This is a genomic window from Rhodanobacter sp. UC4437_H4 (genome assembly GCF_052978425.1).
The window spans coordinates 1313857-1326265 of record NZ_CM129673.1 but is presented as its reverse complement, the minus strand read 5'-3'; the positions used below and the strand labels follow the sequence as shown (position 1 = coordinate 1326265).

Genomic DNA, 12409 nt, shown 5'->3' with positions numbered 1-12409 from the left:
TTTCGGCGCTGCAAACCGTGGCGCCTTGCGCAAGTTCCGCAGCGCTGCAGCCCCGCCGGGCGTCATTCCTTGGTCACCCGGTCGATCTCGGTGAGACTGGTCAGCCCCTGCTTCACCTTGAGCAGGGCCGAGGCGCGCAGGTCGTTGACTCCGGCGGCCTTGGCCACTTCGGCGATCTGCATCGCATTGCCGCCCTGCAGGATGATCTTCTGGATATCCTCCAGCATCGGCATCACCTGGTAGATGCCCACGCGGCCCTTGTAGCCCTCGTTGCAGCCCTCGCAACCCACGGCCTGGTAGATGGTCAGGCCGGCGTCGATGTCGGCCTGGCTGAAGCCGGCATCCAGCAGCACCTTCGGCGGCAGCTCGATCGGCTTCTTGCATTCGTGCAGGCGCCGGGCCAGGCGCTGGGCGATGATCAGGGTCACCGACGAGGTGATGTTGTAGGGCGCGATGCCCATGTTCATCAGGCGCGCGATCGTCTGCGCCGCGTCGTTGGTGTGCAGGGTGGACAGCACCATGTGGCCGGTCTGCGCGGCCTTGATCGCGATCTCGGCGGTTTCCAGGTCACGGATTTCGCCGACCATGATCACGTCCGGGTCCTGGCGAAGGAACGAACGCAATGCGCTGGCGAAGGTCATGCCGCGCTTGGCGTTCTGCTGCACCTGGTTGATGCCCTCGACGCGGATTTCGACCGGGTCCTCCACCGTGGAGATGTTGCGCTCGGCGGTGTTGAGCATGTTCAGGCCGGTGTACAGCGACACCGTCTTGCCCGAGCCGGTGGGGCCGGTGACCAGCACCATGCCGTAAGGCTTGTGGATCGCATCGACGTAGAGCTTCTGCTGCTCCGGCTCGTAGCCCAGTTTCTCGATGCCGATCCTGGCCGCCGAACCGTCGAGGATACGCAGCACGATCTTCTCGCCGAACAGCGTCGGCAGCGAGCTGACGCGAAAGTCGATCGCGCGGGTCTTGGAGAGGTTGAGCTTGATGCGGCCGTCCTGCGGCACGCGCTTCTCGGCGATGTCCAGCTGCGCCATCACCTTCAGGCGCGAGGAGATCCGGTTGGCCATCTTCATCGGCGGGCTGGCCACGGCCTTCAACATGCCGTCCATGCGCAGGCGCACCCGGTACTGGGTTTCGAACGGTTCGAAATGGATGTCCGAGGCGCCGCGGCGAATCGCGTCGACCAGGATCTTGTTGACGAACTTCACCACCGGGGCGTCGTCCGTGGCATTGGCGTCGATGCCGGTGGATTCGGCCTCGTCGCTGCCCACCTCCAGATCCAGCTCGTCGAACTCGCCGGTATCCATGTCCGGCATGTTGTCGCGCATGGAGTTCAGCAGGTTCTCGATCGTCCGCTGCAGCGAACTGCGCTCGACCAGGATCGGCTCGACCAGGCAATTGGAATGGAACTTGATCTCGTCCAGCGCGTGCGACTGGGTCGGGTCGGCGATGCCCACGAACAGGCGCTTGCCGCGCCGGAACAGCGGCAGCGCCTGATGCTTGGTCATCAGCGCCTCGCTGATCAGGTCCAGCGGCATCGTGGTCGGGTTGAGCGAGGTCACGTCCATCATCGGCATGCCGAACTCGAGCGAAAGCACCCGCGTCAGCTGCGCGTTCTCGACCAGGTTGTGATCCAGCAGCCACGCGCCCAGCGACACCTTGCGTTGCGTGCTGTCGACCATCGCCTTGCGAACGTCATCCTCGGGCAGCAGCCCTTCGGACACCAAGCGGCGCGCCATGCCGGTCAGGCCTGCGAGCGACGGTTGCGGTTGCGATGACATAACTTACGTGACCCTTTCCCCGTATGTGGTTGAATCTACCGCAGTCTGGCGCTCAGGTCATCCTTTGCCTGCGCTTCGATCCGATAGGGTGATGCAGCGCACAAGCCGGCAGCCGCGCCAGGCTTGGCGCAGGCGTCGGACGGCTTGCCGAATGGACAAGCAAGAATCGAACCGCATCGGCACGCCGTGTGATCGAATCGCATCATGGGTGTCCCCCGGCTTTCCAGGCAGCGAACTCCGAAGGGCGCAATTGATACCGCGCAATATTGCCTTCGTGCAATTGCAGCAACTCATTGAGGGCCATGGCAACGAAAGCTTCCCTGTCCTCGGCGGCCACGTTATCGCCAGCCAGGGGCTGGATCACCTCGGCTGTGGCGGCGAGGCCGTCACGAACCACTCGGCCGACGACTCGCAACAGCTCGTCGCGATAGCGCAGGCGCAGTGGATCGGGTTCGGGCAGCGCCTGCTTGATCAGGGTGTAGCGGCGGCACGAGCGTTCGTAGGCCCAGGCAAAAACATCGCGCAACAATTCGACGCGGTTGAGTTCATACACGGCCAACGTGCCATCGACATACGCGGCCTTGGGGACATCCACGAACGACAGCGGCGCCAGGTTTTGCTTGATCAAGGGGATGTTCGCCGCGAGCCGGGACACGCGTTTGTTGACGTCAACGAAAGGTTGCAGATAAGGCAGTTGCACCATCACGAAAAACGCTTGTTCAAAAGCATCCTCGATGGCGGTTGCCTTGGCCAGCAAGGTATCGAAGCCGTCGACGATCTGCTGAGGAATGGCGACAGGGTGGTAAACCGTACCCGTGATGCCGATGTCGATCCCGCGCAAGCGTCCACCGGCCCCAGTGTCCGTCAGCAGGTTCTCCGCCAGCAGGGCGTGCAGGTTCTGCAGGGTGTAACGGTTGAACCCGATCAGATCCGCTTGGCCCACCAGCATCTCGATGGCAGCCTTGTGGTTCAGGATCATCTGGGCTTCCAGGCGATCCTTTCCCGCGGCATAGCGGCCGAACTCGACCAGGTTCTGCGTGTCCAGCCGTGAATAGGTGTTGCCTTCCAGGCGGCTCGATGACCACGAAAGATCGACCAGCAGGCGATCCATGACTTGGCGTGCGTACGTTCCGGCCGGTTGCAGATCAGCTTGCGAACGGCCGAGTTCATGCAGATGTGCACGCAGCTCACGCGCCAGGTAGAAGCTGTGGTTGGGCTGGTAATCGTCGAGAAATTTTCGCTGGTAGCCGACCGGCGTGCGCTGGAACAGGGGTCGGCGCATCAGGGTGCGCAGCTCGCTCCCTTCAGGGGAAAGGGGAATGTCGTCGTCGATGCCCGATTGATTCGTGCCGCTGCTGTCGCGAATATCCAGTGCCGAGGATGGCAGGGGTGGGTGGTAACGCCGGGCCGGTCCCTTGCCCTCCGCCCGTAGCCGCCCGTCCTGCACCAGTCGAGCCAGCCTGCGTTGCAGGGTTCGCCGGGGCAGGTTCGGAAAGCGCCGACCCAACATGTCTATGGATGCGCCGTGACCGCCGTCTTCGATGGCGGCGACCAAGGCGTCCAGTTCTGCCGCGGGCAAGGTTTTTGGCATGACCGGTGTCTCTCGCAAGAAGTGGCGCAATCGGCATCATGGCCACAATTGCGCCATATAAAGTGGCGCGATGCAAGCGGAAAGGGCCATCGCGCCATATAAAGTGGCGCGATACAAGCGGAAGGAGCTATTGCGCCACATCAAAGTGGCGCGATAGGCACAAGGTCGTGCGCGGCAACACAGCCGGCGCGAGCTGATAGCTCGGGGCGGGCGGCGCGTCACATCTGCTCGAAGGGGAATCAGCGGGAGTTGTCGTCAGCAACTTTTTCGCCGCCGCCAACGCGGCCCCAACCAACTGATCCAGGTTGTAGTAGCCGCTCCACGAAAGTCACGTGCGGTTTGTCCTTCGCCAACTCCGCGTACTGTTTGAACAAGGCCCCGTTCTCCGCACGTGGTACGGGGCAGTACCTGTTTCGAAATGCGCCGCCGCCGACCACCAATTGGCCTTCACGCTATGATCCCCCTTTCCCGGGGAGCCCGATCTTGAACCAGCTCAGCATCATCCTGCCTGCCAAGAACGAGGCGCCTGCGCTTGCGGCATTGCTGCCGCAACTGCGCGCGGCGCATCCGGCGGCCGAGATCATCGTGGTCGACGACGGCTCCACCGACGACACCCGCAACATCTGCGAAAACAACGGCGTGCAGTGCCTGTCTTCGCCGTACTCGATGGGCAATGGCGCGGCGATCAAGCGTGGCACCCGCGCCGCCACCGGCGACATCCTGGTGTTCATGGACGGCGACGGTCAGCATGATCCGGCCGACGTCGCGCGTTTGCTCGACCAGCTCGACCGCGGCTACGACATGGTGGTGGGCGCCCGCGACTGGAGCAGCCAGGCCGGTGTCGGTCGCGGCATCGCCAACACCGTGTACAACTGGCTCGCCACCAAGATGACCGGCCACGCCGTGCTCGACCTCACCTCCGGCTTCCGCGCCGTGCGCGCCGACAAGTTCCGCGAATTCCTGCACCTGCTGCCCAACGGCTTCAGCTATCCCACCACCAGCACCATGGCGTTCTTCCGCAGCGCCTACGCGGTCGCCTACGTCCCGATTAAGGCCGCCCAACGCGTCGGCAAGAGCCACATCCGGCCGCTCAAGGATGGCATCCGCTTCCTGCTGATCATCTTCAAGATCGCCACGCTGTATTCGCCGCTCAAGCTGTTCGTGCCGGCGAGTGCAGTGTTTTTCCTGCTGGGGTGTGCGAACTACGCGTGGACTTTTACGCACTATGGCCGACTGACCAACGGCAGCATGTTGATGTGGAGTGCCGCAGTGATCGTGTTCCTAATAGGACTTGTCTCCGAGCAAATCACCGGGCTGGTGTACCGACGCGATGTGTGACGCGAAAATCCGTGAAGTCAAAGACCAGTACGACATTGGAGGTGATCGGATGGTTATCTCGGTCCCCTAGTGAATAAACCAATAGTCGCGGTGATTTTCAAAACGGCCATCTCCGCTTCCGCTGTTTACTCCAACTTTTGACCGATCATGGCTAGCACAGGTTCGAAAACACTCGTTTTCATAATCGGCACAAGAGCCCAACTCATCAAGGTGGCTCCAGTGATTGTCGCGTGCGAAAAAATGCACATGTCTTCTTATCTCGTAATGACAGGGCAGCACCAGGAGACGATGCAGGACCTTTTGGATGAGTTTGGTATCACATCACCGCAGGTCCCGGCCCTTGAAGCGTCGGAGCATTCCACCGTCGGATCATTGCTGCGCTGGCTACCTGCAGCCTATAAGGGCGTTGGTTCGAGGCTCCGTCTGCTTGGAAGACCGAAATCCGATATCGATGTGCTGGTTCACGGTGACACACTCTCTACACTTGTGGGTGCGGCGGCGGGGCGACGCTTCGGTGCGCGGATCATTCATCTTGAAAGTGGGTTGACCTCCGGGAAATTGTTTGACCCTTTTCCGGAAGAAATTTGTCGTCGTTTGGTATTTTGGATGACGGACGTAGCGATGTGCCCGAATTCGCAGGCCACACTAAAGATGCGGCATTACAGTCGGAAAACGGTGATGGATACGGGCGGCAATACTATTCTCGACGCTGTCACCTTGACCGGCGCGTCGCCCTCAAATCGCGATGTATCGCATCCATATCTTGTCGCTTCGCTGCATAGGTTCCAGAACATCTACGATCGTATGCGGCTAACGCAGCTGGTGACACTTGTGGAAGAAATCAGTACACGTTTTCCGGTCAACTTCGTATTACATCCGGCCACTCAATCAAGATTAAAAAAAGATAAACTCTTTGAGAGGCTTGCAGCCAACCCGCAGGTCGCGTTGCTTCCCAGAATGGGTTATGGAGATTTTCTACGCCTCGCGGCGCACGCTGCGTGCGTGTTGACCGATGGGGGATCAAACCAAGAAGAATTGGCCGCGCTGGGTGTCCCCACAATCATCATGCGTTCACGCACTGAACGGCCAGACGGCCTCGGAACCAATTCGATCATGGAGAGGGATGTAGACGGCGGTGTGGCAAAATTTATCTTGCACGACCGTTTCGAACAATTGCGCCGCGCGCCAGCGCAAATCGCGACTGAAGGACCGTCCCATAGAATTGCGCAGTTTCTCGCGAATGACGCCTGATTAATGCATTTTATGCACATCCTATTCGTTGGAAAGCGCTTTTATACCAATCGAGATGCGTTGGAAGAAAAATTTGGCCGGATTTACCAGCTGCCCGCACACTGGTCCGAGGCCGGATGCGAGACTAAATTATGGCTCATCGATTATCATACCCGAGCCGTGGTGCACCGGCTCGACAAAACGATGGAAGTGTTATCCACGCCGGTGCTGAGTTTGGCTTGCATAGTCCGTTTCTTTCGCGAAGTCATGCGAAAACGCACGCCAGCTCGGGGCCGCACTGTAGTCGTCGCAAGTGGAGATTGCTATATCGCGTTGTTGGGCTGGGTCGTGGCTCGGTGCACGCGCGCCACGTTTGTCTTCGACATATACGACAAATACGACGAATTTCGGGGTTACCGGCGTTTCGCCGGTTTTGATTTATTTGGTTTCCTGTTGAAGCGCTCGGAAAAGCGCTTTTTTGCCAGCCAGGCACTCATGCGCCAACTCGGACATGACCCTGTCCGCGACAGCGTGGCCGCAAACGGCATCGACTCGAGGAGATTCCGCCCGCTCCCGATGGGTGAGAGCAGGAGGATTCTCGGATTGCCTGACGACGCCGATATCGTCGGCTATTTCGGCAGTATGGAAGCGGATCGCGGGATTGACGACCTGATCGAAGCTTTAGCCATGCTTCACGATGAAGGATTGGAGGTTATGCTGGTGCTCGCGGGCAAATCCCGCAATGACCTCAACTTGCGCCGTCCGGGGATCCGGTATTTGGGGAATCTTCCGTTTGGGCAGATGCCACGTGCGCTTGCAAGCTGCGATGTGCTCGCCCTGCCGTATCGCGAATCGATGATTCTCGATATGTCTTCTTCTTGCAAGATTGCAGAGTACCTGTCGATGTTGCGTCCGCTGGCAGCGACGTGCACGCCGAATCTAGTCTCCAATTTCCCTGTTCAGGCTTCTCAACTCGGGAACCTTCTGGCGCGTCCACATGACCGTGTCGACCTGGCTCGGGTGATCAAGATCCAATTATCCGAGAAGCATTTGGTTGATCCGCCCACGGGGTTCGACTGGCGCGTGATCTCCGAAAACGCCTTGAGCGCGCTTTGATCTTGGCGTCGAATGGAAAGTCGTCTCTTGGACGGAAATCAACGTTCATTCAGCGAGACACATTTGGTAGGTGAAGCATCTGTCTGCGAGCGCTCCGTGACCTAGCGAGACACTGCCGTTTAGGCGCTGACTCTTCTTTATAATTTGTAACGCAGCCGAGGTCAGCGCCATCGTTTTGCGAATACCCTGAGACGGTTGTATGCCTGTCGTGAGAGCCAAGAACGAGCTAGTGCGAGATTCCAAATATGCGCGCGATAGGAAACCGCCACAGCTTGTCGAGCCAGATCAGATAAGCGCGCGCCGGACCATAGCGCTCGCATCGCGACAGTACTTCACGCTGTTCACGCAAACGGGCGAGTACATTTTTGCGGCTGGTACCCCCTCCCTCAATGAGCACACTAATGCTATCCACGTGCACCGTGCGCAACTCACGCGGGAGACGAAGAAGAAAATCAAGATCTCCAGCGATCCGATATTGCGGATCGAATACGCCATAGCGCTCAAATAAAGAACGGCGATGTAGCATTCCTGGGTGACACACTATTGTGCGACGGCCGATGCGCCGATAATTCCACTCAGAGCCAAAGCATATCTCTTTGCGCGATATCGGATCGAAGACAATCCCTTGCGACGTAACTAGGTCATACTGTGTGTCCTCGATTGCAGCCATCAGCCTCGACAACGCGCTGGAATCTGCCCATGCGTCGTCTGCACCGAGAAAACACACATACTCTCCTCGTGCGTGATCAAGTGCCTGATTCCAAGCGTCGTAGATGCCATTGTCTATCTTGCTCTGCCACCAAGCAATATGCGATTTGAATTCATTAATAAGATTCGAGGTGCCGTCGATGGACGCACCGTCGGCGATGAGTAGCTCCCAGTTCACAAAGTCTTGATCCAAGATTGAACGCACGCAACGTCGAAAGGTCTTTGCTGCATTATGTGTAGCGACGATGATTGAAATTTTCGGCGTAGCAATTCCGTCGTGGGGATTCACTGAAAAACATCCTCAATATTCATCACGATCGCTCGCGAAAAAATGTAACGTCAACTTGCAGCATGCGGCCCGTTCGTGGTTCGAAGAAGCCAGGAAAAATCGACCAAATCGAGAATCCGAGACTACGAAGACGCTCCACGAGATCACTAAAAAGCTTTTGCCCTTCGTATAACGGAACAAACGAGAGTTCCAGTTGCATCCCGGTCACTCGCGGAAGTAGCGTGGTTGCGCCGTCGAGCACGCGATCCTCATAACCCTGGGTATCGATCTTGATAAAGGCCGTATTTCCCGATTCCATGTATTGTTCAGCCACGGTATCGAGGCGTGACTGCTGTACACGCTCGATCCCTATGTAGCTCGATTCGGGTGCGGCTGCGGCGTGGCTGTCGAGCATATTGAGCGCCGAACTGCTGACGGAATTGCCGGAGACGTGTATATTAATTTCGGCATCTTGGTCTCCGATAGCCCCTCTAGGGGCGATTATCCACTCGGTGTCATGGCGGCTCGCGTGCGATAATTGCGCATGTGCGTCGGTCAGCGGCTCGAACGAAACCAGTCGGCCCTGGTATCCCATTGCTCTCAACGTCTTGGCGAACTGGCCAGTATTGGCTCCAACGTCGAACACGAGGTCTACTTTTTGATCGGCGAGCATCAGAGCCAGGCGCCCGAGATCGGTGTTTTTCGGCCGGTAGCGGCGAATGTCAATACCGACATATCTTGCAACGTTTCTAACAGCTAGTTCGAAACCTTCAATCTTCATATATGTAGGCCGATTCGATTCAAAAATATACCGCAGACCGCGAGAATGTGATGTTTTTATTATTATTGTGAGGTCGAACTTTATCCCGGCGCCGAGACCGAAGTGTTAATGATTGCATTGCATTCCCGGATTGCCAGATCGTTGGTTTTATTATGGCAACCTGCGTAGGCGTTGCTGCCCGGCAAAATACCTCACTAAGGGGAAGAATAATGTAAGTGACAGCAGGGCGTAGGTTCCCCTGCCGACGGGCGCGCCGATCAGCCCCTTGTGAGTGATTGCGAAGTACATGGCTGCTACGGAGATGATCCCGCAGCACAGTGCGGTCGTACCGACTAGACGCATCTGACCCATACCTAAAAGGATGTAATGCGGAACGATATTTAGCGCCAGAACCCAGTAAGCCATGACGAGCCAAGGGAGTAGCGCTGCGGTTGGAGTAGCCGAGGCAGCACCAATCCAGCTTCGTAAAATTGCGGGACCTAACGAGAGTAACCCGAAAGCGAGGGCGCTGCTCAATAGGAAGTTCGCCATCAACGTCAACTTAGTCACGCGCCATAGTGAAAAGTGCCTAGGCCCTTCCATCTTGCGACTTACCTTGGGGAAAATCACGCTAAGCCCCGCGGCGGAAATGGCATGGACTTGCATTGCTAGTTGGGAAGCAATCGAGTAGTAGCTAAGACTCGAGGCGCCGAGCAATGACCCGACTAACATGCGATCCGCGACGCCGAACAGCATACCTCCTAGGCCCTGTACCCATCCCCACTTCGCGAGATGCAGAATAGTGGCTGCACTGCTAAATGTTGGGCGCAAATTTGTTAAGCCGAGCAGGCGCTTGGCTATAGTGCACTTCGCAATCAACCGAAATAGCCCGATTATTATTAGCGTGACGTAGAGCGCCGACAACATGGGCCAGCGCGACAGAACGAAGGCCGCGGCTACGATTTGTGTAGCCTTGCTGGCAACCTCTATTCGGGCGGCCTGGCCAAATGCCTCCGCACCTTTTATCGTTGAACTGAACACATTGTCCAATTGTTCTAGCCAGATCAGAAAAGCTGCGGCTACTCCTGTCTGGAAGATCAATGCTGGGTCGCCCATCCGGGCTAATATCGTAGGTCCAGTTATTGAGAACAGTAAAAAGACCAACACTGCTAGAACGCCGCCGCCCAGCAGTGCGACTGCCAGCGATACTCGCACTGTGTGTTGGATTTCTTCTGGATTGCTCCGTCCGATCCCGGCAGAAATTGCCTTGATCGTGGCTGCTCCCGTTCCGGTGTTGAGAACGCCACCCAAACCCACGGTTGCCGTGAGCAACATCCAGTGGCCATAGCGATCCGGGCCTAGCTGATGCAGGAACCAAGGGGTTGCAATGAACAGGAGCAGCGGATACGACCCGTACTCAAGCAGTGCCCATGCTGAGCCCGAGAGTTGCTTAAGGTTTGTAGCGCGATCGCGGACCAGCCGTTTAAGCATTTGAAGGTTCTTGTTGTTGCGTGTACCAGCGGTAAGTATCCGTCAGGCCTGCATCTAGCTGGATTTGTGCATGCCACCCAAGATCACCTATTTGGGTAGTATCTAATAATTTACGTGGCGTACCATCGGGTTTGTTGGGGTCGAACACAAGCTCGCCCGAGTATCCAATAATCTTGGATATGAGTGTAGCAAGGTCTGCAATGCTAACCTCCAGGCCGGTGCCGATATTGAGATGCCCTCTGCCTGAATAGCCATTCATTAGAAACAGCAACGCGTTGGCCAAGTCGTCGACGTGAAGGAATTCCCGGAGCGGTTTGCCAGTTCCCCAGATGGTAACTCGGGGAGCAACGTTCAGTTTTGCTTGGTGAATACGACGAATCAGTGCGGGTATTACGTGCGAATTCTCTGGATCGTAGTTGTCTTCGGGACCGTATAGATTGGTTGGCATTGCACAAATGGCATCAAATCCGTACTGTTTCCGGTATGCTTGACACATCTTGAGACCAGCTATTTTGGCGATGGCGTACCATTCGTTGGTAGATTCCAGCGGTCCGGTCAGCAAATATTCCTCCTTGATTGGCTGCGGGCAATCGCGAGGATAGATACACGATGAGCCGAGGAATAGCAGTTTCTTTGCACCATTCTTCCAAGCGCTGTGGATTACGTTGGTCTGGATGGTCAAGTTTTCCCGGATGAATTCGGCAGGATAGGTGCTGTTCGCGTGGATGCCCCCTACCTTGGCTGCTGCCAGAAAAACGTATTCGGGGCGTTCACTAGTAAAGAAGGATTCGACGGCAACTTGATTGGTCAGGTCGAGCTCGTGATGCGTGCGGAGGATCAGTTGGGTTGCGCCCTCGGCCCGCAGTCGCCGGACGATGGCGCTTCCAACCAAACCGCGATGGCCAGCAACGTAGATGCGAGCATCGAGATTCATAAAGATCATTCCTGCGGCGAGTGAGCGGTGAAGCCAGCGTCCAAAATTAGCGCATCGCGCTGCGCAACTGCTAAATCATTCTGTGTCATCTCGCGTGCCAGATCGGCAAAACTGGTACGCGGAACCCAACCGAGCTTTTCACGCGCCTTGCTCGGATCACCCAGGAGAGTATCTACCTCCGCCGGTCGGTAATAGCGCGAGTCAATACCTACTACGCGTTGTCCGGGCTTGGCAGAAGAGTGATCAGGCGCGGCCGCGATTCGGGCATATTCGCCTGCGCCAGAGCCTTCCCAGGTCAAGGTAATGCCGAGTTCCCGCGCACTGAGTTCGACGAACTCGCGAACTGAGTGCTGCACACCTGTGGCTATCACATAATCCTCGGCGCTGGGTTGTTGAAGCATTAACCACTGCATCTCGACGTAGTCGCGTGCATGGCCCCAATCACGCCGAGCATCAAGGTTGCCAAGATAGAGGCACTCCTGCAGTCCTAGGTGGATTCGCGTCAACGCCCGGGTGATCTTGCGCGTGACAAAGGTTTCACCGCGCATGGGTGACTCATGGTTGAACAAGATGCCGTTGCAAGCATACAGGCCGTAAGCCTCTCGGTAGTTGACCGTGATCCAGTATGCATACAGCTTTGCAACGCCATAGGGGGACCGAGGATGAAACGGTGTTCGTTCGGTTTGTGGGGTTTCTGCGACCTTACCGTACAGCTCCGACGTCGACGCCTGGTAGAACCGGGTCTTGCTTTCGAGACCGAGAATGCGGATGGCCTCCAGCAACCTCAGCGTGCCCATACCGTCAGCATTGGCAGTGTATTCGGGGGTCTCGAAAGACACTTGCACATGACTCTGGGCACCGAGGTTGTAGATCTCATCCGGTTGAACCTGCTGAATGATGCGGATCAGATTGGTGGCGTCGGTCAGATCGCCATAATGCAGGAAGAGCCGGCGCCCCGGGTCATGCGGATCTTGATACAGATGGTCGATACGCGCGGTGTTAAAAGATGAGGCCCGGCGCTTGATGCCGTGAACCTCGTAGCCTTTCGCCAAGAGAAACTCAGCTAAGTAGGCTCCGTCTTGCCCGGTGATTCCCGAAATCAGTGCACGCTTCACTTGGTCCTTATCCCCGTTAAATAGCATATGGGTTGGCAATCTAAGAGCTGTAAAAGGCCGATGCTCTGGCGTAA

10 protein-coding genes are annotated in these 12409 nt (G+C 57.2%); 3 read left to right on the top strand and 7 right to left on the bottom strand.

All coding sequences use genetic code 11. The annotated features are described in order from the left end of the window. Positions 1-62: 62 nt before the first annotated feature. Positions 63-1784 (bottom strand): type IV-A pilus assembly ATPase PilB, encoded by a 1722-nt coding sequence (gene pilB, locus ACVCL3_RS06300; protein WP_395117095.1) that lies wholly within the window; start codon positions 1782-1784, stop codon positions 63-65. 202 nt (positions 1785-1986) lie between these two features. Continuing rightward, entirely contained in the window at positions 1987-3375 is a 1389-nt protein-coding gene (locus tag ACVCL3_RS06295) for a Fic family protein (protein WP_447100740.1), read from the bottom strand. A gap of 483 nt (positions 3376-3858) precedes the next feature. Between ACVCL3_RS06295 and ACVCL3_RS06290 the strand changes: the two genes are divergently transcribed. From ACVCL3_RS06290 to ACVCL3_RS06280, 3 genes are all read left to right on the top strand, one after another. Then, the gene (locus ACVCL3_RS06290) at positions 3859-4713 is read left to right on the top strand and encodes a glycosyltransferase family 2 protein (RefSeq protein ID WP_447100739.1); all 855 of its coding nucleotides are present in this window, start codon (positions 3859-3861) and stop codon (positions 4711-4713) included. Between the two features lie 246 nt (positions 4714-4959). Continuing rightward, the gene (locus ACVCL3_RS06285) at positions 4960-5964 is read left to right on the top strand and encodes a UDP-N-acetylglucosamine 2-epimerase (RefSeq protein WP_447100738.1); all 1005 of its coding nucleotides are present in this window, start codon (positions 4960-4962) and stop codon (positions 5962-5964) included. A 12-nt stretch (positions 5965-5976) separates the two neighbouring features. After that, a complete protein-coding gene (locus ACVCL3_RS06280) occupies positions 5977-7059 on the top strand; it encodes a glycosyltransferase (RefSeq protein WP_447100737.1) in 1083 nt (360 codons plus the stop codon). Between the two features lie 226 nt (positions 7060-7285). Here the strand turns inward: ACVCL3_RS06280 and ACVCL3_RS06275 are convergent, their stop codons facing one another. The 5 genes from ACVCL3_RS06275 to gmd form a co-directional block, all read right to left on the bottom strand. Continuing rightward, positions 7286-8056, bottom strand: a complete 771-nt coding sequence (locus ACVCL3_RS06275) for a glycosyltransferase family 2 protein (RefSeq protein ID WP_447100736.1) — start codon at positions 8054-8056, stop codon at positions 7286-7288. Positions 8057-8078: 22 nt separating this feature from the next. Continuing rightward, entirely contained in the window at positions 8079-8816 is a 738-nt protein-coding gene (locus tag ACVCL3_RS06270; protein ID WP_447100735.1) for an FkbM family methyltransferase, read from the bottom strand. A gap of 150 nt (positions 8817-8966) precedes the next feature. After that, on the bottom strand, positions 8967-10286 hold the full coding sequence (locus ACVCL3_RS06265) for a lipopolysaccharide biosynthesis protein (RefSeq protein WP_447100734.1): 1320 nt from the start codon (positions 10284-10286) through the stop codon (positions 8967-8969). Next, on the bottom strand, positions 10279-11220 hold the full coding sequence (fcl, locus tag ACVCL3_RS06260; RefSeq protein ID WP_447100733.1) for a GDP-L-fucose synthase: 942 nt from the start codon (positions 11218-11220) through the stop codon (positions 10279-10281). Before fcl ends, ACVCL3_RS06265 begins: the two co-directional genes overlap by 8 nt. A gap of 5 nt (positions 11221-11225) precedes the next feature. Continuing rightward, complete coding sequence (gmd, locus tag ACVCL3_RS06255; RefSeq protein ID WP_447100732.1) at positions 11226-12335, bottom strand: GDP-mannose 4,6-dehydratase; 1110 nt, start codon at positions 12333-12335, stop codon at positions 11226-11228. Positions 12336-12409: the final 74 nt, after the last annotated feature.

Excerpts from the sequence above, each read along its gene's own strand:
- ACVCL3_RS06285 (WP_447100738.1), top strand. The coding sequence starts at position 4,960 with ATGTCTTCTTATCTCGTAATGACAGGGCAGCACCAGGAGACGATGCAG.
- ACVCL3_RS06270 (WP_447100735.1), bottom strand. The coding sequence starts at position 8,816 with ATGAAGATTGAAGGTTTCGAACTAGCTGTTAGAAACGTTGCAAGATAT.
- pilB (WP_395117095.1), bottom strand. The coding sequence starts at position 1,784 with ATGTCATCGCAACCGCAACCGTCGCTCGCAGGCCTGACCGGCATGGCG.
- ACVCL3_RS06265 (WP_447100734.1), bottom strand. The coding sequence starts at position 10,286 with ATGCTTAAACGGCTGGTCCGCGATCGCGCTACAAACCTTAAGCAACTC.
- fcl (WP_447100733.1), bottom strand. The coding sequence starts at position 11,220 with ATGAATCTCGATGCTCGCATCTACGTTGCTGGCCATCGCGGTTTGGTT.
- ACVCL3_RS06295 (WP_447100740.1), bottom strand. The coding sequence starts at position 3,375 with ATGCCAAAAACCTTGCCCGCGGCAGAACTGGACGCCTTGGTCGCCGCC.
- ACVCL3_RS06280 (WP_447100737.1), top strand. The coding sequence starts at position 5,977 with ATGCACATCCTATTCGTTGGAAAGCGCTTTTATACCAATCGAGATGCG.